Source organism: Bacillus paralicheniformis, assembly GCF_002993925.1.
Classification (GTDB): Bacteria; Bacillota; Bacilli; order Bacillales; family Bacillaceae; genus Bacillus; species Bacillus paralicheniformis.
This window is the reverse complement of record NZ_CP023665.1, coordinates 3496364-3521355: the sequence shown is the minus strand read 5'-3', so window position 1 is coordinate 3521355 and position 24992 is coordinate 3496364. Positions and strand designations below refer to the sequence as shown.

24 protein-coding genes are annotated in these 24992 nt (G+C 46.8%); 20 read left to right on the top strand and 4 right to left on the bottom strand.

Translation table 11 applies throughout. The features are described from left to right. Nucleotides 1-9 precede the first annotated feature (9 nt). From sufD to CP943_RS18025, 10 genes are all read left to right on the top strand, one after another. Nucleotides 10-1323 carry a Fe-S cluster assembly protein SufD gene (gene sufD, locus CP943_RS18070; RefSeq protein WP_105981207.1) on the top strand — a complete coding sequence of 438 codons (1314 nt, stop codon included), beginning with the start codon at nucleotides 10-12 and terminating at the stop codon, nucleotides 1321-1323. Then, nucleotides 1323-2543 carry a cysteine desulfurase SufS gene (gene sufS, locus CP943_RS18065; protein WP_075212651.1) on the top strand — a complete coding sequence of 407 codons (1221 nt, stop codon included), beginning with the start codon at nucleotides 1323-1325 and terminating at the stop codon, nucleotides 2541-2543. Before sufD ends, sufS begins: the two co-directional genes overlap by 1 nt. Further along, on the top strand, nucleotides 2533-2979 hold the full coding sequence (sufU, locus tag CP943_RS18060; RefSeq protein ID WP_020452866.1) for a Fe-S cluster assembly sulfur transfer protein SufU: 447 nt from the start codon (nucleotides 2533-2535) through the stop codon (nucleotides 2977-2979). The genes sufS and sufU overlap by 11 nt, the downstream gene beginning before the upstream one ends. An 18-nt stretch (nucleotides 2980-2997) precedes the next feature. Then, a complete protein-coding gene (gene sufB, locus CP943_RS18055) occupies nucleotides 2998-4395 on the top strand; it encodes a Fe-S cluster assembly protein SufB (RefSeq protein WP_020452865.1) in 1398 nt (465 codons plus the stop codon). 229 nt (nucleotides 4396-4624) lie between these two features. Further along, nucleotides 4625-4918 carry a hypothetical protein gene (locus CP943_RS18050; protein ID WP_105981206.1) on the top strand — a complete coding sequence of 98 codons (294 nt, stop codon included), beginning with the start codon at nucleotides 4625-4627 and terminating at the stop codon, nucleotides 4916-4918. A gap of 563 nt (nucleotides 4919-5481) precedes the next feature. Then, on the top strand, nucleotides 5482-6603 hold the full coding sequence (locus CP943_RS18045; RefSeq protein WP_020452864.1) for a Rap family tetratricopeptide repeat protein: 1122 nt from the start codon (nucleotides 5482-5484) through the stop codon (nucleotides 6601-6603). Between the two features lie 624 nt (nucleotides 6604-7227). Continuing rightward, nucleotides 7228-7611 (top strand): hypothetical protein, encoded by a 384-nt coding sequence (locus tag CP943_RS18040; protein ID WP_023856206.1) that lies wholly within the window; start codon nucleotides 7228-7230, stop codon nucleotides 7609-7611. A gap of 30 nt (nucleotides 7612-7641) precedes the next feature. After that, nucleotides 7642-8502 carry a DMT family transporter gene (locus CP943_RS18035; RefSeq protein WP_020452862.1) on the top strand — a complete coding sequence of 287 codons (861 nt, stop codon included), beginning with the start codon at nucleotides 7642-7644 and terminating at the stop codon, nucleotides 8500-8502. A 64-nt stretch (nucleotides 8503-8566) separates the two neighbouring features. Continuing rightward, complete coding sequence (locus CP943_RS18030) at nucleotides 8567-9688, top strand: NAD(P)/FAD-dependent oxidoreductase (RefSeq protein WP_020452861.1); 1122 nt, start codon at nucleotides 8567-8569, stop codon at nucleotides 9686-9688. A 222-nt stretch (nucleotides 9689-9910) separates the two neighbouring features. Beyond that, on the top strand, nucleotides 9911-10750 hold the full coding sequence (locus CP943_RS18025) for an FAD binding domain-containing protein (RefSeq protein ID WP_020452860.1): 840 nt from the start codon (nucleotides 9911-9913) through the stop codon (nucleotides 10748-10750). Between the two features lie 126 nt (nucleotides 10751-10876). Here CP943_RS18025 and CP943_RS18020 read toward each other — a convergent pair whose 3' ends face one another. After that, nucleotides 10877-11698 (bottom strand): endonuclease I family protein, encoded by an 822-nt coding sequence (locus tag CP943_RS18020; RefSeq protein ID WP_020452859.1) that lies wholly within the window; start codon nucleotides 11696-11698, stop codon nucleotides 10877-10879. A gap of 79 nt (nucleotides 11699-11777) precedes the next feature. Continuing rightward, nucleotides 11778-12824, bottom strand: a complete 1047-nt coding sequence (locus CP943_RS18010; protein ID WP_023856202.1) for an anthranilate phosphoribosyltransferase — start codon at nucleotides 12822-12824, stop codon at nucleotides 11778-11780. 242 nt (nucleotides 12825-13066) lie between these two features. On the opposite strand from CP943_RS18010, the gene CP943_RS18005 reads away from it, so the two are divergent. Both CP943_RS18005 and CP943_RS18000 read left to right on the top strand, forming a co-directional pair. Continuing rightward, a complete protein-coding gene (locus tag CP943_RS18005; protein ID WP_023856201.1) occupies nucleotides 13067-14473 on the top strand; it encodes a YfcC family protein in 1407 nt (468 codons plus the stop codon). Between the two features lie 180 nt (nucleotides 14474-14653). Continuing rightward, nucleotides 14654-15850: an MFS transporter gene (locus CP943_RS18000; protein ID WP_020452856.1), complete on the top strand. Its 1197-nt coding sequence runs from the start codon at nucleotides 14654-14656 to the stop codon at nucleotides 15848-15850. Nucleotides 15851-15950: 100 nt separating this feature from the next. Here CP943_RS18000 and CP943_RS17995 read toward each other — a convergent pair whose 3' ends face one another. Beyond that, on the bottom strand, nucleotides 15951-17549 hold the full coding sequence (locus tag CP943_RS17995; protein WP_105981205.1) for a PucR family transcriptional regulator: 1599 nt from the start codon (nucleotides 17547-17549) through the stop codon (nucleotides 15951-15953). A gap of 164 nt (nucleotides 17550-17713) precedes the next feature. Between CP943_RS17995 and CP943_RS17990 the strand changes: the two genes are divergently transcribed. Together CP943_RS17990 and CP943_RS22335 are read left to right on the top strand one after the other, a co-directional pair. After that, nucleotides 17714-18940: a pyridoxal-phosphate-dependent aminotransferase family protein gene (locus CP943_RS17990; protein WP_025809814.1), complete on the top strand. Its 1227-nt coding sequence runs from the start codon at nucleotides 17714-17716 to the stop codon at nucleotides 18938-18940. Between the two features lie 9 nt (nucleotides 18941-18949). Then, the gene (locus tag CP943_RS22335) at nucleotides 18950-19087 is read left to right on the top strand and encodes a hypothetical protein (RefSeq protein ID WP_158700706.1); all 138 of its coding nucleotides are present in this window, start codon (nucleotides 18950-18952) and stop codon (nucleotides 19085-19087) included. 210 nt (nucleotides 19088-19297) lie between these two features. Here CP943_RS22335 and CP943_RS17985 read toward each other — a convergent pair whose 3' ends face one another. Further along, nucleotides 19298-19882 (bottom strand): TetR/AcrR family transcriptional regulator, encoded by a 585-nt coding sequence (locus tag CP943_RS17985; protein WP_020452853.1) that lies wholly within the window; start codon nucleotides 19880-19882, stop codon nucleotides 19298-19300. A gap of 88 nt (nucleotides 19883-19970) precedes the next feature. On the opposite strand from CP943_RS17985, the gene CP943_RS17980 reads away from it, so the two are divergent. The 6 genes from CP943_RS17980 to yunB all read left to right on the top strand — a co-directional run bounded on the left by CP943_RS17980 (nucleotide 19971) and on the right by yunB (nucleotide 24929). Continuing rightward, nucleotides 19971-20504, top strand: a complete 534-nt coding sequence (locus CP943_RS17980; protein WP_065643725.1) for a hypothetical protein — start codon at nucleotides 19971-19973, stop codon at nucleotides 20502-20504. Nucleotides 20505-20634: 130 nt separating this feature from the next. After that, complete coding sequence (locus CP943_RS17975; RefSeq protein ID WP_020452851.1) at nucleotides 20635-21486, top strand: DUF72 domain-containing protein; 852 nt, start codon at nucleotides 20635-20637, stop codon at nucleotides 21484-21486. A gap of 17 nt (nucleotides 21487-21503) precedes the next feature. Next, nucleotides 21504-22325, top strand: coding sequence for a sulfite exporter TauE/SafE family protein (locus tag CP943_RS17970; RefSeq protein ID WP_026580074.1), 822 nt, complete (start codon nucleotides 21504-21506; stop codon nucleotides 22323-22325). Between the two features lie 19 nt (nucleotides 22326-22344). Then, nucleotides 22345-23700 carry a bifunctional metallophosphatase/5'-nucleotidase gene (locus CP943_RS17965; protein WP_025809804.1) on the top strand — a complete coding sequence of 452 codons (1356 nt, stop codon included), beginning with the start codon at nucleotides 22345-22347 and terminating at the stop codon, nucleotides 23698-23700. 79 nt (nucleotides 23701-23779) lie between these two features. Next, entirely contained in the window at nucleotides 23780-24085 is a 306-nt protein-coding gene (locus CP943_RS17960) for a YunC family protein (protein ID WP_023856194.1), read from the top strand. 67 nt (nucleotides 24086-24152) lie between these two features. After that, nucleotides 24153-24929, top strand: coding sequence for a sporulation protein YunB (gene yunB, locus CP943_RS17955; RefSeq protein WP_095292342.1), 777 nt, complete (start codon nucleotides 24153-24155; stop codon nucleotides 24927-24929). Nucleotides 24930-24992 lie beyond the last annotated feature (63 nt).

Here is a 24992-nt window from a genome sequence, read left to right as displayed (position 1 = left end):
GGGATAAACATGACATTGGAAACAAAACTATCTGTAGATCGGGAATATGTCAAAAGCTTCTCTGAGAAGCACCAGGAACCTGCATGGCTGCAAGATCTACGCTTAGAAGCGCTTGAAAAAGCAGAAGATCTGCAGCTGCCGAAACCTGATAAAACGAAAATTACAAATTGGAATTTTACACGGTTTGATAAGCATACTGTAGAAAATAAACCGCTTGATTCTTTGGATGATCTTTCAGATGAGGTCAAATCGCTGATCGATCTTGGAAATGAAGACAAAACGCTTTATGTCCAAAGAGACCAGACGCCGGCTTACCTTTCTCTTTCAAAAGAGCTGCAGGATAAAGGCGTCATCTTTACAGATATTCATACTGCGTTCCGCGAACACGGCGAGCTGGTCAAAAAATACTTTATGAAAGACGGCGTAAAAGCCGATGAGCATAAATTAACGGCATTGCATGCAGCCCTCCTGAACGGCGGAGCCTTCCTTTACGTTCCGAAAAACGTCGAACTGGAAGCGCCGGTGCAAGCTGTTTATGTCCATGAAAGCAATGATACAACGCTTTTTAACCATGTACTTGTCGTTGCTGATGACAACAGTGCAGTCACATATGTAGAAAACTACATCAGCACTGTGAACCCTAAGGAAGCGGTCTTTAACATCGTGTCAGAAGTGATCACAGGCGCGAATGCCCGCGTGCAATACGGTGCGGTCGACAACCTTTCCGCAGGGGTGACGGCTTATGTCAGCCGCCGCGGAACTGCACTCGGACGCGACAGCAAAATTGAATGGGCGCTCGGTTTAATGAATGACGGAGACACCGTTTCTGAAAACACGACAAATCTGCATGGAGACGGCACATTCGGCGATACGAAAACGGTTGTCGTCGGCAGAGGAGAACAGACTCAAAACTTTACAACGCAAATCATTCATCACGGAAAGCATTCAGAAGGCTATATTTTAAAACACGGCGTTATGAAAGATTCCGCATCTTCGATCTTCAACGGCATCGGAAAAATCGAGCACGGCGCGTCAAAATCAAATGCAGAGCAGGAATCACGCGTTCTTATGCTGAGTGAAAAAGCGCGCGGCGACGCCAACCCGATCCTGTTAATCGATGAAGACGATGTAACGGCAGGACACGCTGCATCCGTCGGCCGCGTCGATCCGGTTCAGCTCTACTATTTGATGAGCCGCGGAATTCCAAAAGAAGAAGCAGAGCGCCTCGTCATTTACGGCTTCCTCGCACCGGTTGTCAATGAACTTCCGATCGAAGGCGTGAAGAAGCAGCTGGTCTCTGTTATTGAAAGGAAAGTAAAATAATGAATGCCAAAGATATTCGCGAACAGTTTCCGATTCTCAGCCAACAGGTCAACGGACACGATCTCGTTTATTTGGACAGCGCGGCTACCTCGCAGAAGCCGCGCGTTGTCATCGAGACGCTTGATGAGTATTACAACTCTTACAATTCCAATGTCCATCGCGGCGTTCATACATTAGGAACGAAAGCAACGGATGGATATGAAGGAGCTCGTGAGAAGGTCAGGAAGTTTATAAACGCGAAGTCGATGCAGGAAATTATTTTTACAAGGGGTACGACAACGGCCCTGAACACGGTTGCGCTCAGCTATGCCCGCGCAAACCTCAAGCCTGGTGATGAAATCGTCATTACACCGATGGAGCACCATGCGAATATTATTCCGTGGCAGCAGGCTGTCAAAGCAACCGGCGCCACGCTGAAGTACATTCCGCTTCAGGAAGACGGAACCATTTCCTTGGACGATGTCAGGGAAACGGTGACGGAAAATACAAAAATCGTCTCGGCTGCGCATGTTTCAAACGTTCTCGGTACGATCAACCCGATTAAGGAAATAGCCAAAATCGCGCATGACAACGGCGCGGTCATGGTCGTAGACGGTGCGCAAAGCACGCCTCACATGAAAATTGACGTCCAGGATTTGGACTGCGATTTCTACACGTTTTCAGCCCACAAAATGTGTGGTCCGACCGGGGTCGGGGTATTGTATGGAAAAAGAGCATTGCTTGAAAACATGGAACCCGCAGAATTCGGCGGAGAAATGATCGATTTTGTTGGTCTTTACGAATCGACTTGGAAGGAGCTGCCTTGGAAATTCGAAGCCGGCACACCGATCATTGCCGGTGCGATCGGATTGGGAGCGGCGATTGACTTCCTTGAAGACATCGGACTTGACGAAATATTGGCGCATGAACACCGTTTGGCGGCCTACGCCCTGGAGCGCTTTAAAGAGCTTGAAGGCGCGACTGTCTATGGTCCGGCCGAACGTGCAGGACTCGTGACATTCAACCTTGAAGACGTTCATCCGCACGATGTGGCAACCGTGCTTGATGCAGAAGGGGTCGCCGTCAGAGCCGGTCATCACTGCGCACAGCCTTTGATGAAATGGCTGAACGTTTCCGCCACTGCAAGAGCAAGCTTTTATCTGTATAATACGGAAGAAGACATCGACAAACTGATTGAAGCTCTTCAGAAGACAAAGGAGTATTTCACAAATGTCTTTTAATGTGAACTTGGATACACTGTATCGCCAGGTGATAATGGATCACTACAAAAACCCGAGAAACAAAGGGGTTTTAAATGACAGCATCGTTGTTGATATGAACAACCCGACATGCGGTGACCGAATCAGACTGACGATGAAGATAACAGACGGTAAAGTAGAAGATGCAAAATTTGAAGGCGAAGGATGCTCAATCTCAATGGCCTCTGCGTCCATGATGACACAGGCGATCAAAGGGAAAGACGTGGAGACCGCCCTTCAGATGTCACAGATCTTTTCAGATATGATGCAGGGCAAAGACTACGACGATTCGATCGATTTAGGCGATATTGAAGCACTGCAAGGCGTTTCAAAATTTCCGGCCCGGATTAAATGTGCAACATTGTCATGGAAAGCCCTTGAAAAAGGCGTTTCCAAAGAAAACAGCGATAACGAATAAAGATTGGAGTGAAAATGGATGGCTAAGAAAATGCCGGATATCGGCGAATATAAATACGGTTTTGCCGACAAAGACGTTTCCATTTTCCGTTCAGAGCGGGGATTGACAAAAGAAATCGTTGAAGAAATTTCACGCATGAAAGAAGAGCCGGAGTGGATGCTCGACTTTCGCCTGAAATCTCTTGAACACTTCTACAATATGCCAATGCCGCAATGGGGCGGAGATTTAAACTCATTGAACTTTGATGAAATCACGTACTATGTAAAGCCTTCTGAGCGTTCAGAAAGATCATGGGATGAAGTTCCTGAGGAAATCAAACAAACATTTGACAAGCTCGGAATCCCTGAAGCTGAGCAAAAATATTTGGCCGGTGTATCTGCGCAGTATGAGTCAGAAGTCGTTTACCATAACATGAAAGAAGATCTTGAGTCTCAAGGGATCGTCTTTAAAGACACAGACAGCGCCCTCAAAGAAAATGAAGACATTTTCCGCGAGCATTGGGCAAAAGTCATCCCGCCGACTGACAACAAGTTTGCGGCCTTGAACTCTGCGGTATGGTCCGGCGGATCATTCATCTACGTGCCAAAAGGCGTAAAAGTTGATACTCCGCTGCAAGCATACTTCCGCATCAACTCAGAAAATATGGGACAGTTCGAACGGACGCTGATCATCGTCGACGAAGGCGCTCACGTTCACTATGTAGAGGGATGTACAGCACCTGTTTATACAACAAACTCCCTTCACAGCGCGGTTGTTGAGATCATCGTTAAAAAAGGCGGATACTGCCGTTATACAACGATTCAAAACTGGGCGAACAACGTCTTCAACCTTGTGACAAAGCGTGCGGTCTGTGAAGAAAACGCGACAATGGAATGGATCGACGGAAACATCGGCTCCAAGCTGACAATGAAATATCCTGCCGTTATCCTGAAAGGCGAAGGCGCGCGCGGCATGACGCTTTCTATCGCTCTCGCAGGAAAAGGACAGCATCAGGATGCCGGTGCGAAAATGATTCACCTTGCACCAAATACGTCATCCACAATCGTTTCAAAATCGATCTCAAAACAAGGCGGAAAAGTCACATACCGCGGAATCGTCCACTTCGGACGCAAAGCCGAAGGCGCCCGCTCAAACATCGAATGCGACACGCTGATCATGGACAACAAATCAACTTCTGATACAATCCCATACAATGAAATTTTGAACGACAACATTTCATTGGAGCACGAAGCGAAAGTATCAAAAGTATCTGAAGAGCAGCTCTTCTACTTGATGAGCCGCGGCATTTCTGAAGAAGAAGCAACAGAAATGATCGTCATGGGCTTCATCGAGCCGTTCACAAAAGAACTGCCGATGGAATACGCGGTTGAGATGAACCGTTTGATCAAGTTCGAAATGGAAGGGTCTATTGGTTAATATATAAAAAATGTTGAGGCGAACTTTTGAAGTTCGTCTTCTTCTTTTTTTCTAAGTATTTGTTTGATCTCTCTACAGCAGTGGGGATTGGCAGGGGAAACCCTGCTTTTTTTATTCAACAACAGGGAGAATAACTTATTTCTTAGAAGTAACAATTAACTTGCAGTAGGCATATAATTGATGACTGGAAAATAATAACTTTCGGAAATTTTCTGAGGGGGAAAATTAAATGGCTTATCCATCGGTCAATTATTCAGCCAACATCAACAGTTATTCAGACATTGCACGACACAAGGAATGCATAGCAAATGAGTTAAGGTATTACTACTCAAATGTAGTGAATCATGCCCGTGCAGTTACCTGCTTAACCGATGATCACACAGTTGTGATTATACATTTAAGAATTGATCAATATCGATTTTATGAAATTGTGGTTGTCGCAGGTCCGGATTATAATAAGATAAACCAAATTATTCCGCGGATTTGGAGCTTAATTAGCAGAGCGACTAATATTTGTGGTTAAGACTATTTTAAGCAACTTTAAACAAGGTGGTAGGGTCGTCCATCGGTTATAGCAGATTTCGATTTGTTTACCCGGCATCATTTTATGTGTTTGTGCACCGTAGATATAAACTATTGCCTGTCTTCAATTTTTATTGACAAGATGGGGGTATATCTACGGTTTTTTTTCGGCTTGACGGTTTCAATTTTGAGTTATAATATCATACGGTTCGGAGGAACACTGGTTTGATAAGTGCGGTCAGAACTCTGACTCAATTTTATATTCTCTTAACGATTCTGTGACGATACGTTTCAACAAAAGAAACCGCATTTTATACTACCTTTTATCATACCAACAGATATATATAATCCTACTACTTTTCTGATCCCAATTTTATAATCCTAAAATTCAACAGTAAAAATGAATCAAATTGATCAGGTCAAAGAACCTCTAACTTTTAAAGATTTATTAGAATGTTGTTGTGAAAAATTATTCTTTTATGTAAAATGATTACTATGAAGAAAAAGGAAAAACCTGCTGATATTTCTGAAAAATTATAATCTTACGAGAAAGGAAGAGGATAAGTGAGCGTAATACCATATGATTTGGTTGCGACGAAAATGAATTTTTGGTACACCGCCCTAAAAAACAATTGGCCTGGCAAGGCAGAAGATACTAGGAAAGAAGTTGAAAGAGAATTAGAACAAATGGAGCAAAATCAAGATGTGATTGTCTATTATAACTTATTGTTGTTTCGGCACAACCTTCAATTTGATTATATGTATTCTGATGCTGGAGGTAATTTAGCGAGTCGATTTGATGAGTTCAAAAAAATTCGAGATCAGAACAGCCTTGAAGGAATGTTGGAATATTACTATCAATTCTTCGCAGGTATGTATCATTTCAGACAAAAAGAATTGATACTTGCGTTGAATTTTTACAGGAATGCCGAGAAACAGCTTGATTCTTTTGATTGTGATGAGTTGGAAAAAGCAGAATTTTATTTCAAGGCATCAGAAGTTTACTATCATATGAAACAAACATTCTTTTCGATGAATTACGCGAACCGTGCATATAACATATATAAAAAATATGACACTTATGGGGAGAGAAGAGTTCAATGTCAGTTTATTCTTACAGGGAATTTAATTGACAAAATGTATCCAGAAAAAGCCTTAGTCAATTTACATAAAGCGCTTGAGGAATCCAATAATCTCGGTGCTGATCATTTAATTGGCTCATCGCATTTGAATCTCGGAATATGTTATAATCAGCTTGAAGAACTTGAAAAGTCATCCAATCATTTGAAGGAAGCCCTGAATCTATATAGGGATGGATATCTGAGTTTCTTGCCTAAAACACTGTTTAATTTGTCCTATGTTATGGCAAAACTTCGTAAATTGGGTAACGCAGAAGACGCATACCTTGAAGGGAAGGAAGTAGCTGAGAATAATAGGAATTTTGATATCCTTGCAAAGCTGGAAATGATTAAAGGGTTATACCTATCGTTCGATTTAGATTTAATCAGAGATTCATTCAAGTTTTTCAGGGAAAATGGCATGTATGCAGATATGGAAGATTACGGGGTTATAGTGGCTGAAGCTTTAACGAAAAGAGAAAAGATTTACGACGCTCTTGAGTTCTACCGTATTGCATATGATGCGAGACGACAAATTCAAAGGAGTGGGATAGCAAATGAAGGCTAAAATATTGCTTTGTGTTGTTTTGTTTATAGGGACTATAGGTATAGTAGGTGTTTCTGTTGCACAATCAGATAACGCTACATTTAAAGTCGCTGATAGACTACAATCCTAAGCACTCTCTGATTATTGATGTAATAATTTTGATATAAATTCAGTGCGCATTCCAGCAAATTAGCATGTCAAAACAGCCCTTCTCATTTTGCTAGAAGGGCTTTATTTTATTGGAATTCACGACTTGAACTAGCAATACATTATTAAATTACTTTTTTCTTTAATATATTGTCATTTAATGGGTATAAAATGAAGCGCGCCTTGTGTTCCAGGCAAAAGCAAATTTGTTAAAAAAATCGGGCTGCTATTCGATCGACGAGTATTTCCACAAGGCTGCCTGCGAGAAAAAGATCATCATGAAAATATCCATCTTCATCAACAATTTTTATACCTGTCTTAATCTTTTCTCCTTTGATTGATACAATTAAATCATCCCCTTTCACCCACTTATACAGTATTTGTCCATTAAAAGAAGAACAGGATCTTCTTGTAAAATATCTTTATTAGATCATATTGTCATGTATAATGAAGGGTATAGCATGTGACATTCATACTGTATAAGAAAGGATATGACCAGTGAAAATGTTGAAAAAGGCTGTGTTGACAGCCGCTGTTTTCTTGCTGGCCGCATTTGCCGGGAGTACAGAAGCCTTTGCTATGCCTTCCAAAGGCGCGGTGAAATTCAGGACGGATGCCAATACATATACGAAATCAGCCACTTCGATCGTTGTCACTGGAAAGAGTCCTGTTACGGGAACGATGATCGCTGTCCGGCTGATCAATAAAAAAGGAACTGTCCTGATCTATCGAGATGTTCATTTAACACGCGGAAAATCTCATTTTCGGGTGAGCTTCCCGACGAAAAAGCTGAAACCGGGCAAGTATGACGTCTGGGTGGATGCTGTTAAAGGAAAGAAATGGCATGGGGAATTGAAGCGCTACATTGTCATCAAACATTGAGCTCCATTATGATGAACGGAGGGCTGTGTAATGACTGCCGTGGGTTTTTGTGTATTATTATGTTCTGCATTTATCCATGCATCATGGAACTACCTTTCAAAAAAAGCCGATGGAGGCGTTCCATTTATCTGGCTGTTCACAGCGATTGCAGCCGTTGTCTACACGCCGTTGGCCATAGGTGTTGTCATATATGAAAAGCCTGAGATCGGCATCTGGCAGCTTGCCATTATCATGGCGAGCATCCTTGCACACTTGGGCTTTTTTCTTGTTCTTCAAAAAGGGTACAAAAAGGGCGACCTTTCCCTCGTCTACCCTATTGCGAGAGGAACTGGCCCGCTGCTCACCTGTGTGCTGGCGGTCGCCTTTTTTGGCGAATCATTGACGCTGCCCGCAATAACAGGGATTCTTTTGATTGTGATCAGCATTCTTTTTTTCACAGGGGGAGTCAAGCGGTTAAAAGAATCAGGCTCGCTCACACCGGTTCTTTACGGGCTGGCGGTCGGCGGTATTATTGCCGCATATACCCTCCTTGATAAAGCAGCGGTCAGCCGGTTTCTCATTCCGCCGTTGCTGCTTGATTATTGCAATACGCTCGGCCGTCTGATCATATTGACTCCTTTTGCCGCGAAAAGCTGGAGCGAAGTCCGCTTTGAGTGGAAGCATCACCGGATGGAAGCTGTCGGGGTGGGGGTTTTTAACTCTTTGGCTTATATTTTGGCGCTGAGTGTCATGGTATTTGCTCCGGTCAGCTATGTGGCACCGGTTCGGGAAATCAGCATTTTAATCGGAACGGTGATGGGGGCGGTTCTTTTGTCTGAAGGTTTCGGACGGCTTAGAATTGTCGCGGCTGTCTTTATGGTGCTTGGCGTGATATCGGTAGCCGTTGGTTAGGTTGTGTTCCATCGATGTGATCCGTTATATTTGTAAATAAACAGAAATGAAAAAGGTGTTAATCATGAAATCTTTTATTGTAGTCGGAGCGGGCGTCCTCGGCGCTTCTGCCGCTTATCATCTTGCAAAAAAGGGCGCGGAAGTGACCTTGATTGACCGCGGAGAGCGGGGAAGGGCTACAGATGCCGCGGCGGGTATCGTCTGCCCCTGGCTTTCGCAGCGCAGAAACCAGGCATGGTACAAGCTTGCAAAAGGCGGAGCGGCGTACTACGCCGATTTAATCAAGCAGCTTGAAGCTGACGGAGAATCGGATACGGGGTATAAACGGACAGGCGCTATCAGCTTGCATACAGACGAGCGAAAGCTGGAGAAAATGGAAGAACGGGCGCATCTCAGGCGCAAGGATGCCCCTGAAATCGGCGAGATCACCCGTTTATCCCATGAGGAAACGAAGCGTTTATTTCCGCCTTTGGCAGAGGGGTACGGCTCGGTTCATATCAGCGGCGCCGCGCGCGTAAACGGAAATTTGCTCCGCCGCTCACTTGTGAATGCCGCACAGAAATACGGAGCTTCAGTTGTTGCCGGAAACGCTTCATTGCTCTATGAAGGAAACCGGGTAACAGGGATCTCCACAGCGGACAAAAAAATATACGCTGATCAGGTGCTGGTCACAGCGGGCGCTTGGGCGGCCGAGCTTTTGAAGCCGCTCGGCGTGCGTTTTTCAGTCAGCCACCAAAAAGCGCAGATTGTTCATCTTCGTCTTCCGGAGGCGGATACCGGCAGCTGGCCTGTTGTGATGCCTCCGAATGACCAATACATATTGGCATTTGAAGACGGCCGGATCGTTGCCGGCGCTACTCACGAAAATGAAGCGGAGCTTGATGATCTTCGGGTAACGGCTGGCGGCCTTCACGAAATTTTCTCAAAGGCGCTTGCTGTTGCGCCGGGTTTGGAATTGAGTGAGCTGCTTGAGACGCGTGTAGGATTCAGGCCGTTTACACCAGGCTTTCTCCCCGTGATCGGCTCATTGCCGAACATTTGCGGGCTGCTTGTTGCCAACGGCCTTGGCGCTTCAGGGCTCACGTCAGGTCCTTACCTTGGCGCGGAATTGGCAAGGCTCGCCTTGGGAGAAGAGCCTGAGCTTGATATCGCTTTATATGATCCGGCCGGCGCGCTTGAAAGTTGAATCATGTTGCAAAAAAAAGTTCACTCGAAGCTAGAGTGAACTTTTTTCTTGTTTACAGTTTTAAAATAGAAAATTTTTCAATATAAATCCATGGAGGAAAATTTTGAGAAAACCATATGACTTTCTTCGTAGTGCATGCCGGTTTTTTTGAACGGCAGGTGTTCGGTTCAATCGGCCGCCTCTGATTCCCGAACAAATTTGGAAAGTAAAAGGAGGGTCGCCATGATCCAGTTTGACTTTGAGTATTACAGGCCCCAATCTGCGCAGGAAGCGGTAAAGCTCTTTCAAAGCTTGGAGCGCAAGGGGAAAAAGCCGGCTTATTTTTCCGGCGGAACAGAACATTTAATACCAGGACGGCTGAGGGTGATTCATCCAAATGCCGTTATCGATATTAAAGACATACCTGAGTGCAGAACTCTGCAATTTGAACGGCGCCACCTCGCTTTAGGCTCAGCATTAACATTGACAGAGATCACGGAAAACGGCGGCTTTCCATTGTTGAGCAAAGCGGTAAGGGAAGTGGCCGACCATACGGCGCGCAATAAGATTACGCTTGGCGGCAATATTTGCGGGCAGATCTTTTACCGCGAAGCAGTGCTGCCTTTTTTATTAACCGACAGCAAAGTGGTGACGATCGGAGACAAGGGGGAAAAGCGCTATTTGATTCACGACGTATTCGATCAGCAGCTGAAGCTGAACAAGGGAGAAATCCTCATTTTCCTTTTGATTGAAGAACGCTATCTTCATCAGCCTTTTGCAAGCATAAAAGTGAGGCAGCAATGGGATACGGGATATCCTTTGGCGACGATTTCAGCTCTTGAAATAGACGGACGCGTCCGCTGTGCATTTAGCGGTGTCTGCCCTTTTCCGTTTCGTTCATCAGAAGTGGAATCTGCGTTGAATGACGAATCGCTCCCTGTAGATCAAAGGGTGGAAAAGGCGATCAGCCGCTTTCCCGGCCCTGTTTTGGACGATGCGCAGGGTTCCGCTGAGTATCGCAAATTTGTCATCAAACATACGCTGTTTGACATTCTCGACATGCTGAAGAAGGAGACGTTTTGACAAGCGTTTGAATCCAATATTTGCAGGCGCGCGGGATACCATGAATTTGAACTGGCCCTAAAATCGGTGTGCTGAACAAAAAAAGAGAGGTTTAAAAAAAGAGCGCCGGGCAGGCGCTTTTTTTGTTCAATTCAAAACGCCTGAGCCCCAAATATCCTCCGCCCATTCAGGGTGATCAATGAATGGATTGCGGTTATGCTGGTATTGCTGATAGATGATGTCGTTCCGCTTTCTTTCAAGGGCATCGACAGGATCTTCATGGTGCCATTTCAATAAAACCGACATTTTTCCGTGGTACGGTTTAGATCCGTTGTTCGTTGTGTCGTTCATTTCAAGATCCGGCTGGCCGTCGTCCCCTTCATAGCGGACCGCCATATAGAAAATCATTCTGGCGACATCGCCTTTAATGCTTTTGTCAGGTTCCCAGGAATCGCCGTCATAGCGGTTTCCGGGAGAACCGGGATAGGGGCTGCCGCCTTCGTCGAAATCAAGGTTTCCGCGGGCGGCGTTTACTTGCACATCGCTGGGCCTGAGATGATGCAAATCTGTTCCGGGTCCTTTGCTTGTTCCGAAATCACCGTGCGATTTTGCCCATACGTGCTCGCGGTTCCAATCGCCAGTTTGCCCCCCGTTCGCCTGTTTAGAGCGCGACTCTCTGGAATATAAGAGAATCACGTTATTTCGATTGGCCGGATCTTCGTCCGTTGCTTTCAGCGCTTCCCATACCTCGCTGTAAGAAAGCTCTCTATGATCGTCGATTGTGTCGTGAAGCGCTTGTTTTAAAGCTTCGCCTGTTTTGCCTTGCGCCTGTTCATAGTAATCCGCCGGAGCCGAGGACTGATGGGGCTGGACGTGTAAGGAAAACAACTGGAAGGCTTCTGCGTTTTGGGTGGGCGCGCACATCGCTGACAGCATCAAAATAAACGGTATGAGACACTTTCGGTTCATCTTTCGATTCCCTCCTTTTCATTTCTTCCATTATCCAATCTTTTCATGAAAAGGAAATATCATTTTGGTTACGGTTTTCTTACGGTCTTGTAAATGAAGCTTTCCACCTCTCGAGGGCTTCCAGGCCGGCTTTTTCTTTCAGCTGTTTTTCCGCCGTTCGGACGCCTTCTTCAATGGCCGCGCAGTGTCCGAACAAATAATAGCGCAATGCGGTATTCATGATGACTTGTTTTCTTTCGTATTCGGTATCGGCCGATTCATCTCCGGCGAGAACGGCCGTTATTTTTTCCGCCTGTTCCTCAGCAGACAGCGGTTTGTTGAGCTTTGCTTCATCTGCGTAAAGCCCGAATTTTTCCGGCTTTAATATAAAGGAATCGATCACGCCGTTTTTTATCGTAAACACAAAGCTGCCTCTGTGGACCGGTACGTCTTCCGAGCCTTCCGCCCCCTGGACAATGAACACTTCTTTGTACGTCAAGTGCTGAAAAACGGGATGCATTTTCTGAATGGCCGTCCGGTGAAACGCGCCAATCATGAGCTTGTCGGCATCAGAGAAGTTGACCAGTTTTTCAGCTGTATTCAGCACGGTGCGGATGCCGATCTCTTCGCGAATTTTCCTCATCCGAACAAACGGTTTGCAAAATGTTTCGGCGGCTGCGAATCCGATTGAGGCCTCTTCCAGTGAGTGTGCCGTTTGCGCAGGATCAGTCTCAGAGGGGATTCCGAGTTTGTCTAGGACATTTTTTACACTCGTTCCATATTTGGGCGGCAATGCATCACTGCCGTGGAGAAACACGGGGACTCCGTTTCCTGCGAGAAGGAGCGAGGCGGGAATGGTTGCTAAAAAAGAATGTCTTCCTGTGTAAGGTCCCGCAAAATCGATGACCGCATCTTTTACAGCTTTGGAAAGGTTCAGTGTTTTCGAGCTGTTCCGCAATGCTTCGGTAAACGCGAGCAATTCCTCAGGGGACTCTGTTTTCATCCGCTCCGCTATTAAGAATGCGGCGGTCTGGACGGGGCTGGCATTTCCCGTAACGATCGCTTCTGCAGCCTGTTTGGCCTCTTCATAAGTTAAATCGCGGGCGCCCCTTTTTCCTCTTGCGACTTCTTTAATCCACTGTTGCAATGTGAACTCTCTCCTTTACATGCTGATCTTTCTTATGACTTTACATGAAAATGCAGAAAAGGAACAGTCGAGATTGTCGGCTTAATACTTGATAGAAAATATGACGATTTTCTGGATTGGCCGTGTAGATTTAGGTATTTTAACTGAAAACATGCTGAAATTTAGAGGATTTTTCAATGCGATTAATGCTGTAATCATTTAATATGTTAAAAAAGTTAACATGGAAAAGGGGATGATCGAAAATGGGAATGCCGGCTTACAAAACAGAAGACGTGAACAAGAAAGAAAAAAGCAAAAAGGAATTTCCGCATATTTATGTCATTCTGGCTGTCATGATTGGTCTAATGGCGCTTATGACATATGTGATTCCGGCGGGCGAATATGAACGGGTGGAAAGTCCGGACGGCAGGGAAATGATTGATCCGGCGTCCTACAAACGGATCGAACAGACGCCGGTTGATATCTTGGGGTTGCTTACGGCTGTTCCGAAAGGGATGACAGAAGCGGCCCCGATTATCGTGTTTACATTTGTGATTGGCGGCGCTTTTGCCGTTCTGCGGAAAGCGTCTGTCATTGAGCTCGGTGTCCGTCTGCTGGCGGGTCAGTTCAGGAACAAACCGGTTTTCGTTACACCTGTTTTAATATTCGTTTTTTCCGGCATTTCCTGTTTTATCGGGACGCCTGAGCTTTCCATCGTTTACGTCCCTGTCATTCTTCCGCTGCTGCTGTCTTTCGGATATGACCGGATGACAGCAGCAGCAATTGCGTTGTGCGGGACGATCGCCGGCTTTACGAGCGCTTTGACAAACCCTTTTACCGTAGGAACCTCACAAATGATTTCCGGTCTCCCGCTTTATTCAGGGATGGGGTACAGGGCGGTCATCTTTGTTGTCATTACGGCGATTGCCGCTGTATATGTGCTCAAATATGCGGAAAAGGTCAGGGCGCATCCTGAAAAAAGCCTGACGGGGAAAGAAGCAGTAGAAGCGGTGCCTGCTTTTAAAGCAGGCAGACGGGTGAAATGGGCCGGTATCGCGGCGCTTGGGTTGTTTGCCGGCTTGATTGGCTGTGTCATTTATTTCAGGTGGGATATGCTGACAATGGCGGGCTATTTCCTCGCGCTCGGCATCATTCCTGCTTACATTGCCGGCATGAGCTCGAGAGACATTGCCGAGTCCTTTAATGAGGGCTTTAAAGAAGTGCTCGTCGGGGCGATGATTTGCGGCATTGCAAGAGCTGCTGCGGTCGTTATGGCCGACGGGCAGATCATGGATACGATTGTTTACGGCTTGTCTCATGCGGTCTCACAACTTCCTTCTTATTTAACGGTTACGGCGATGCTTTTCACACAGATGCTGTTTAACTTTTTTGTTCCAAGCGGAAGCGGACAGGCTTTAATAATGATGCCGATTATGGCGCCTTTGGCTGATATTGTCGGAATTACGCGGCAGACGGCAATTCTGGCTTTCCAATTCGGCGACGGTTTTTCAAACATCGTCTTTCCGACATCGGGTTACTTTATGGCGACGCTTGCGATCAGCCGGATTGCCTGGAACAAGTGGCTGCGATTCATCCTTCCGCTGTTTTGCCTCTGGATGGGAGCGGCCGTGCTTTTCCTGCTGTTTGCTAACGCTGTCGGCTGGTCGTAAATGGATAAAAAGGCGGGGGAATCCTCCGCTTTTTTATTTTCCCATCATTCCTTCAGAAGAAAAAATATGCAAAAATATGAAAAAACTAGACTTTGAACCTATCTGTGGATATACTAATTTAGTAATTGATCGAATTTAAGATTGTCCGGTATTATCGGGCTTTAAGGAAGGTATCCGCGGATGAAAAAAATGGCCAGATTGTATATTCTCATGCTGAACGTGTTCATCGTTATGCTTGGTATAGGCTTGATTATTCCACTCATGCCTACGTTTATAGAAGAATTCGGCGCGTCAGGCAGCACGCTCGGGTTGCTGATTGCGGCTTCGGGTATTACCCAGCTGCTGTTTTCGCCCGTTGCCGGGGAAATGACCGATAAATACGGAAGACGGAAAATGATCATTTTAGGCATCGGTGCGTTTGCGGTTTCCCAGTTGCTTTTCGCCTTGGCGAGCCAGATGTGGCTGCTGTTTGTTTCCCGCCTTCTCGGCGGAGCGGGAGCGGCGTTTTTGGTGCCGGCCATGTTTGCCTACATCGCCGACATCACATCGGAAAAGGATCGAAGCAAAGGGATGGGGCTGATCAGCGCCGCGATGTCTCTCGGCTTTGTCATCGGTCCGGGAGCCGGCGGATATTTGGCTGCGTACGGGCTCACTTTTCCGTTTTACGTGTCAGCCGGATTAGCCGGCTTGGCGACGGTTTTATCGCTTTTTGTCCTCCCGGAAACGCTCAGTCAAGAAAAGATGCTTGAAAAGCGCCGCTCCGCTCAAAAGCGCGAACCGCTTCCTAAGCAAATGGCGCGCGCGCTGCGATCGCCGTATGCTTTTCTGTTTGTCCTCGTGTTCATCCTGAACTTCGGGATCATGAATTTTGAGGCGGTATTCAGCCTTTATGTCGATCATAAGCACGGCTTTACACCGGGAGACATTGCCTTTGTCATTACAGCGGCAAGCTTGATCGGCGTGTTCGTCCAGGCGGTGGCCCTCGGGATGCTGACGAACCGCTTCGGGGAAAAAAAGCTGATGAACATGACGCTGATCGGTTCAGCCGCAGCGCTTGCGGTCTGCTCGATTGCCGGTTCGTACTGGCTCGTTTTCGGTGCAACAATTGTTTTCTTCATGCTGACGTCCATCCTTCGTCCGGCAATTAATACGCTGATTTCAAAAATGGCCGGTGATGAACAGGGCTTTGCCGCAGGCATGAACAATGCGTTTATGAGCCTTGCCAACATTGTCGGACCGACGGTGGCCGGTCTGTTATTCGATGTGAACGTGGAAATTCCATATATTTTTGGTGCGGTCGTTCTCGTGCTCAGCTTTTTGGCGGCAGTCAGCTGGGGGCGGAAGCAGCAGACGCGCGCAATTCCCGAAAAAGTATAAGGGAGCCGGCACATATGCCGGCTTTTTTCTATGGTGAATGTCTAATCATCAGCAATGCCGGTATGGCTTAACTTTCTCCGGTTGCTGCTGTTGGAGTTTCTCACAATCCAAGCAGCATTTGAATTCTGAGCGCCAGTCTCAAGCGCAGGGTTGTGTCCGCATCTTTCAGGCTTTTCCCGAGCAATTCTTCGCATTTTTCAAGCCTGTAGATGACTGTGTTTCTGTGGACATATAGGCGCTTAGCCGTTTCAGAAATCTGACAGTGCGTTTCCAGATAGACGGACAATGTTTGCAGGAGCCCCTGGTCATCCTTCGGCAGGCTGGCAAGCTGATGCAGTGCATGCGTGTAAAATGTCTTCAAATCATCAGCCGGAATCATGCGCAAAAGCTCAGAGACGTCTTTCATATGGTACGTCTGGATGAACTCTGTGCTGCCGGACAAATGGCCGGAGTGGAGCGCGTCGACGGCTTCTTTGCAAATGTGCGGAACGTCGCTCAGCTGATGGCTGAGGTTGCTGATTCCGAAAGAGATTGTCCGCTGAAAGTGCTCCGCTGCATGACGCTGAAACGTCTTTAAAAATCCGCTGACGTCTGCATTCAGTTCAGCCCAGCTGTCCGTCGCTTCGGCCAGCAGGAAGCAGACATTTCCCTTTGTGAAAAGGTGCGGAGGGAACGGAAAGTCAACCAGCTCTTCTTCCAGGCGTTCGAACACGGAATCTGATTCAAGCTGATTTTCCGTGAAGCTGAGCGATTTTTCGCGCCGGTCCAATTTGCCCGCAATGCACACATATTTTTGATCCCACTTGAGCTGAAATTCTTTGGCCCGGTTTTTAATTTCTTCAGCAGAGGAAAAGGCGCCGTCCAAAAAATTGCTGAAAAACTCGTTCCGCGCTCTTCGCAAATATTGTTTGAGCGCATTTTCCTTCAGCAGCTCAAAGGCGATGACATTGGCGGCTTGTTCGAGGGTTAACAGCAAGCCTTTGTCTGAAGGGGAAATCATCCCGCAGACAACGAGGAAGCCGCATTTTTTTTCATGAGTATAGATCGGAAATACCGAATAGGTTTGTTTGTCGGGAAGCGTTGAAAAACAGGTGAGCCCCGTCCTGTTTCCTTTTTGAAATATTCCTTCATAATGCGACAGCGTCCCGGCGGCATCCGCTTTTGAGGAGGCGATCGGCTTGAGATGCTGATTGAAAAGAAGAACGGGAAGCTTCAAAACAGCAGAGACGTTATGCAAGAGCGATTGAATGCTTTTTCCGCTCATAATATGGGTTGTGAACTTTTTTTGGGCGGTGATGGCCTGTTCGAGTTCTGCCGTCCGTTTGTCCAAAATATGGCTCAGTGTATGATTGACAATATCACCGAGGCGGACATCTTTATTTAGCTCGATGATCGGAAATGACCGCTCGTCGGCAAGCTTGATCACCTCGTCGGGTATTTTCTGCAAAAAGCGCGTTTTGATGCCGAGTCCGGCGCAGCCCCGCCTGATCATCCTTTCAATCAATTCCTTCAATAAAAAAGGCCGGTCCTTTAAATGGTATGCGGTCGTGACGAGGAGCTCGCCGTGATGCAGATAATCGGCAATATCTGGCGCATCCATCATATTGATGTGTTCGATGTTCCGGGTCCCTCCCGTTTTTCCGGCGGCAAGCGTTGCGCCTTTAAACACGGGGAGTTTCATCATGTCATAGATATTCATTGATCTGTACAGACCTCCTTTGTCATTTTAGTCATTATCAACAAAAAATGAGCGGATTTGTGACATTTATGCCGATGTTTATTTTTCATGTTACCAGTAAACTTGTATTTATATAGAGAGTTGTAAAGAAATATAACAAGAAAAAAGAAAGGAAGTTTCTTCACATGACAATTGGCGAAATGAATATTCCGAAACGGACAATTATGACTCCCGGTCCTGTCGAGGTTCATCCGAGAGTGCTGAGGGCGCTTTCCTCACCTGTACTGGGACAATTCGATCCTGCATTTACAGACATGATGAATGACGTCATGGCGCTGCTCCGGCAGATTTTCCGAACGACAAATAAATGGGCATTTCCGATAGACGGGACATCGCGGGCCGGGCTTGAAGCCGTCCTTGCCAGTCTCATCAAACCGGGGGACCGGGTGCTCATTCCCATTTTCGGACGGTTCGGCTATCTGCTGGCCGAAATTTGCGAACGGTACCGGGCTGATGTTTATACAATGGAATGCCCGTGGGGAGACGTTTTTGAACCGAAAGATATCATCTCCGAAATCAAACGGACGAAACCGGAGATCGTCGCGGTTGTGCACGGCGAGACGTCAACGGGATGCATTCAGCCGCTTGAAGAAATCGGCCGGGCCTGCCGGGAGCTTGATGTGCTTTGTGTAGTCGATGCGGTGGCTACGATCGGCGGCACGGATGTCAATACGGATGAATGGTGCCTTGACGCGGTCGTCGGAGGTACGCAAAAGTGTTTATCCGTTCCTTCCGGGATGGCGCCGATCACATTTAACAGCCGGGTTGAAAAGCGCATCAATGAAAGGAAAAAGGTAGAACGTGGCATTGCCACAAGAGAAGATATCGAGCTTGAAACAGGACGCTTGCCGATTTCCAGCAATTATTTTGACCTCGGCATGCTGATGGATTATTGGAGCCCGAGGCGCCTCAATCATCATACAGAAGCGACTTCGATGCTGTACGGTTTGCGTGAAGGAGCGCGGGTCGTTCTTGAGGAGGGGCTCCGCGAGCGGTTCTCAAGACACCGGCTGCATGAAGCAGCGCTAATCAAGGGCATCAAAGCGATGGGTCTCGAATTGTTTACGGAAGGCCGGAAAAAGCTGCCGACCGTCACTTGTGTGAAAGTGCCTGATCGGGTTGACGCGGACCTTGTCAGGAAGATGATGCTTGACGACTTCGGCGTCGAAATCGCCAGCTCTTTCGGACCGCTGGCCGGAAAGATATGGAGAATCGGGACAATGGGGTACAGCTGCCGAAAAGAAAATGTTCTTTTTACATTGGCTGCTCTCGAAGCGGTTCTCATTCGCACAGGTGCTTCAGTATCGCCGGGAAATGCGCTTCAGGCGGCTCTGGATTTCTATCATGAGTAGGCTAATCTCATGAAAACGTTTGACTTGCTTTTGAAAGGCGCTTCCGTCGTGTGCCCGGAAGGCGTAAGGAAAACCGATATCGGCGTCAAAGACGGGATGATTGCTGTGCTGGGCGTGCTTGACGGCAGTGCGTCAATACATTTTTAAGGCAGACGAAAGAGAAGCAAAAGCGGTTCACTGAAGCGCAAAAAGCAGCCTGTGATCAGGCTGTTTTTTGTGGGATGACCAGAAAAAAACAATTTTGCGACATCCGTGAGAATCTAAAACAAGAGAATTAATCAAAAAAAGCAGGCTGAGAGGCCTGCTTTTCCGTGGTTTTGTGTAAGTCTCTTTTGGTGCAATCCGATCGATCTGTGCCTATTCCAACGATCTTAAATAACCGGCCAATACAGAATCGATCATTTCAGCCGTCAGCCTTTCAGGGGCCATGATCAAATGAAGCGCCAGCCCGTCGACAAGGGCGTACAGGTGCTCGGTTTCCTTTAGAACATCGATCCCCGGTTTGGCGCCGGTATTCACCAGCATTTCAACAGCCGATTTACAGGCTGAATAAATGCCTTCATTCATCTCCTTTCTTAACGGTTTGAGCTCCGGATCGCTGAGCGATTTGGCCGTAAATGCATACCATGCCTCCATTTCCAGTTTTCGCTCCTCATCAAGAGGCATAAGCTGAAAAAGAAGCTGTTTGACGTTCTCAGCCGGTGTACCGTTAAATGTCATGCTCTCAATCCGCGTTTTGACCCGGTTTGCCACAAGCCTCATTGAATAAATGAAAAGCTCAGACTGTTGGGGAAAATAATGGCGCATCGATCCGGCTGAAAGCCCGGCTTCTTTAGCGACATTTCTGACGGTGCAATGTTCAAGTCCGTCTCTGTGAATCACATTCCACACCGCTTCGGCAATTTTTTCTTTTTGTTTTTCGTGATCAACTATTTTTGGCATACACACATTATAACACGGGTGTATTATTTAATACATATGTGTTATAATTTTTTAGTACAAATGTGTTAAAAAGAGAGGCGGATAAAAGGTGATTGGTTTATTGATTATAGCTTGTGAGATCGGTTTTTGGATTTTTATTCTGCTTGGCCTTATTTTTCGCTATATGGCAGGCTGGAAAAAGGCTGGTTTGATCATGTTTGCATGCACACCGGTTTTGGATTTGCTGCTTTTGGCTGCAACGGCGCTTGATCTGTACAATGGGGCGCAAGCGGATGTTTTGCACGGCCTCGCCGCCGTTTATATCGGCGTCAGCATTGCGTTCGGAAGCCGCATGATCAAATGGGCGGATGAAAGGTTCGCCTATCGCTTTGCCGGCGGTCCGAAGCCTGACAAAGGCCCGCAGTACGGCAAGGAACACGCCAAAAAAGAGCGCAAAGGCTGGTTGCGGCATTTTATCGCATGGCTGATCGGGGCGGCGCTGCTGGCCGGGATGCATCTGTTCATCGGCGACCCGGAAAGAACGGAACCGTTAATCCGCATCGCTTCTTTATGGTCGATCATCCTTGCCATCGATTTTCTGTACAGTTTCAGCTTTACCCTTTTTCCGAAGAAAGCCCGTTAAAAGAAGCCGGACATCCGGCTTCTTTTTCATGTTCAAGTATTCCGCCGCTGAAAAAGGAAATGCTACAAGCAGGCCTGGATCAAGTTTTCGAAAAAAACCTGTGATAAACTAAAGGAAGAGGTGAACTGCATTGATTTATATTGGATTAACAGGATGGGGGGATCATGACAGCCTGTATCCGCCCAAGACAAGCAGTCAAAACAAGCTGATCCACTATTCGGCGCATTTTCCGATCGTCGAGCTTGATGCGAGCTTTTACGCGATTCAGCCCGAGCGGAACAATGAAAAATGGGTGAAGGAGACGCCGGAAACCTTTCAGTTTATCATTAAGGCATATCAGGGAATGACGGGGCATCAGCGCGGGGAAATCCCCTTTGAAACGAAAGACGACATGTTTGCTGCTTTTAAGCTTTCGTTAACGCCATACATAAAAGCGGGCAAGCTGGCGATGGTCCTCTTTCAGTTTCCGCCATGGTTTGATTGCAAAAAAGAAAACGTCAATTATTTAAGATGGGTAAAAGAGAAAATGGGAGATATACCGTGTGCGCTTGAATTCAGGCATCGGTCATGGTTTATGCCCCAGTTTTACGACAAAACGCTCGCTTTTATGGAGGAACAGCAATGGATTCACAGCATTTGCGATGAACCCCAGGCGGGCGAAGGCAGCATACCGACGGTTCTTCATGCGACTGACAGCAGGAAAACGCTCGTCCGTTTTCACGGCCGCAACAAGGAAGGCTGGTTAAGGCCGTCTTCCGGGCAAAATTGGCGTGAGGTCAGATATTTATATTTATATAATGAACAAGAATTAAAAGACTGGAAGAAAAACCTTGAGCTGCTTGAACAGCAGTCGAAAAACGTTTACGTGCTGTTTAATAACAATTCAGGCGGTGATGCGGCTCAAAACGGGAAGCAAATGAAGGAGCTGCTCGATATTGAATACAAAGGGCTTACGCCAAGGCAGCTCGATTTATTCAGCTAGAAAAGAGGACTTATTTTATGGAATATCTTATTTTGATCATACTCGGATTTATCGCGGGAACCATCGGCAGTCTTGTCGGGCTCGGCGGAGGGATCGTCATCGTTCCCTCGCTCCTTTTTCTGGCGGGGCTGCCGACGCTCTTTGACCATGTGACACCGCAAATGGCGGTCGGCACATCGCTGGTTGTCATCATATTTACAGGGCTTTCTTCAACGATTGCGTATATGAAGTATAAAACCGTAGATTATAAAAGCGGTCTTATTTTTTTCATCGGCTCGGGGCCGGGCAGCATCGCAGGTGCCCATGTATCGACATATTTCAGCTCAGACTCGTTTTCTCTATGGTTTGGGATTTTTATGATTCTCATTTCCCTTTCCTTAATGATAAAGAAAAGGGTGAAACCTGCCGAGAAAAAGCATACGGGCGTTATCAGAACGTTCACAGGGGATGAAGGACAGGAATATACGTATTCATATCATCCTTTAGCCGGAATCGCGATCGCCTTTGTCGTCGGCTTCCTCGGCGGGCTTTTCGGCATCGGGGGCGGCTCGCTGATGGTGCCGGCGATGATTCTTCTGTTTTTATTTCCGACAAGGGTCGCCGTTGCGACATCGATGTTTATTATTTTCCTTTCATCTGTCGCCGGCTCTGCCGGCCATGTCATCGCGGGCCATGTCAACTGGCTTTATGCGCTCGCATTGATCCCGGGCGCCTGGTTTGGCGGACAGCTCGGCGCCTACATTAATAAAAAGATGCAAACAAAGACGATCGTATTGATCATGAGGTTCGTATTGATCATCATCGGAATCAGATTAATCTATCAAGGCGTGTTTAGTTAAACGTTAGGGAGAGATTTGCATGACGGAAAAGCTCCATATTTACCATACGAACGATTTGCACAGCCATTTTGAAAACTGGCCGAAAATCGTCGATTATATTCAGACACAAAGACAAAAACATGAAGAGCAGGGGGAAGAAGTGCTTTTGTTCGACCTCGGCGATCATGTCGACAGATTCCATCCGATATCTGAGGCCACCTTCGGAAAAGCGAATGTGGAGCTGTTGAACCGTCTGCAGTATGATGCTGCAACGATCGGAAATAATGAAGGAATTACACTGCCGCATCAGGAGCTGGATACACTTTATGACAACGCACAGTTTCCTGTCGTTGTTTCCAATTTGTTTGACGAAAAAGGGAAGAGGCCCGGCTGGGCAGCACCGTATGTGCTCAAAAAGGTGAAGAGCGGCGCAACTCTTGCCATTCTCGGTGTGACAGTCCCGTATTATCCGATCTACCGGCAGCTTGGCTGGACGGTTGCAGACGCATTTGAAAGCATCGGCGAGATGCTCAGTGAAATCAAAGAAAAAGCCGATACTGTCATTCTTCTTTCACACCTCGGCATTTTGGATGATCAGCGCGTCGCGGAGGCTTTTCCCGAAATCGACCTGATTCTCGGCTCCCACACCCATCACCTGCTTGAAGAAGGGATGATGAAAGACGGCGTTATGCTGGCCTGCGCTGAAAAATACGGGAACTATGTCGGTCATGTTGAACTGACGTATAACGGAACGCTTGAGAACATCACAGCAACCGTTATGAAGACGGCAGAATGGAACGAAGAATCAGAGGAGACGATTCGTTTTCTGAAGGAAAAAGAGAAAGAAGCCGGACATCTGCTTGAAGAAGAAATTGCGACATTGGACAACACCCTTGAAACCGCCTGGTTCCGCAGAAGCGCCCTTCCGCAAATGCTGGCAGACGCCTTAAAGGAATGGTGTGAGGCGGAAATCGGAATGGTCAACTCAGGCATTGTACTGGAGTCTCTATCACAAGGCCCGGTGACGAAAGCGGATGTTCACCGCATCTGTCCGCATCCGATTAATCCGGTCAAACTGAAGCTGACGGGACGTGAGCTGAAAGAGGTCATCTTCCATGCATCATCGGAAGAAACCGAGAAACTGCGAATTAAAGGGCTCGGTTTTCGCGGCGAAGTGATGGGGAAAATGCTGTATGCCGGCCTTGACCCGGAAAAGCTCTCTGTCAACGGAGCGGACATTGAAGATGATGCGTTCTACACGATCGCCACGATTGATATGTTTACACTCGGAACGCTGTTTCCGGCGATCCGCGATGCGGAAGATATCGAGTACTTTATGCCTGAATTCCTGCGCGATCTGCTCGCCTGGAAGCTTAAAAAAGCAAACCGGTTCTAATACAGATGCTTTAAGATTCGGGGTAAACCGGAACATGTCTCCCGCTTTATCATACATTAATGGTAAAGGAGGGATCGCGATGGTAAATTTAACTCCGATTATGATAGAAGATCAGCCGTTTACGGCTGTAACGGTCAAACTGCCGAAAACGAACTTTATGGCGGTAACCAATGACCATGGATATATTATGTGCGGAGCGCTTGACGTCGCCCTGCTGAATGATAAATTAAAAGAACGGAAAATCGTCGCCGCCAGAGCCGTCGGCGTGCGGACGATCGATCAGCTTCTCGAAGCGCCGCTCGAATCTGTAACCGATGCGGCCAGAGAGCTCGGCATCCATCCCGGAATGAGCGGAAAAGAAGCCCTTTTAAAAATGGTGAAATAAAGTTGTCTGATTGAATCGTATATCCCCTCTTACAAGCATACACTTGTGATGTAAGGGGGGATTTTGCTTGCGAAGATTTCGCGGCCCTCTGTCAAAAAGAGGACCTTTGCCTTTTCGATATGTCATGCTGCTTTCGTTTGTATTTTTTATTTTTTCAACGGCCGTCAGCCTGTTGATCATCAACTCATCCATCAAACCGACGCTTCTGAACATCGCTGAAATGGAAACGAACCGGATTGCGACGCACGTCATCCAGGAAGCCGTCGAGGATTATATGAGCCAAGATGAAAATGTGCAAAATCTAGTAGAAATGAAGACGAATGAAAATGGAAAAGTAACAACAATTGATTTCAACTCTCATGGTCTTCGTGGTATGCATTCGAAAATTACGAAACAACTTCACGAAAAGCTGAAGGAAACAGAAACCGAAGAATTTAATTCTTCTGCGAAAACTCCCGAAGGTAAGAATGATGGTGTAATCTATAATATTCCTCTAGGTCAGGCAACGGGAAACACGCTTCTTGGAAACCTAGGGCCGAAAATACCTGTACGGCTTAATGTTGTGGGGGATGTCTTTACAGATTTTAAACATAGTGTCGAACCATATGGAATTAATAATGCTTTAATAAATGTCGGTGTTCTTGTCGAAGTCAAGGTCCGTGTCGTCATACCGTTTGCGACAAAAACGGCGGTTGTTAAAAATACGATTCCGGCAACGATTCAAGCCGTGCACGGCGAAGTACCCGACTTCTACAGCGGCAACGGCAGCCAGACGGCGCCATCGATTCAAATCCCTTCAAAGGATGAAAAAACAGAACAAAAAAAGGAACAAAATAAGCAATGATTTCCAGGCGTTCTGCACACATCAGGCAGAATGCTTTTTTTTGCGTCCTGGAAACAGAATGTG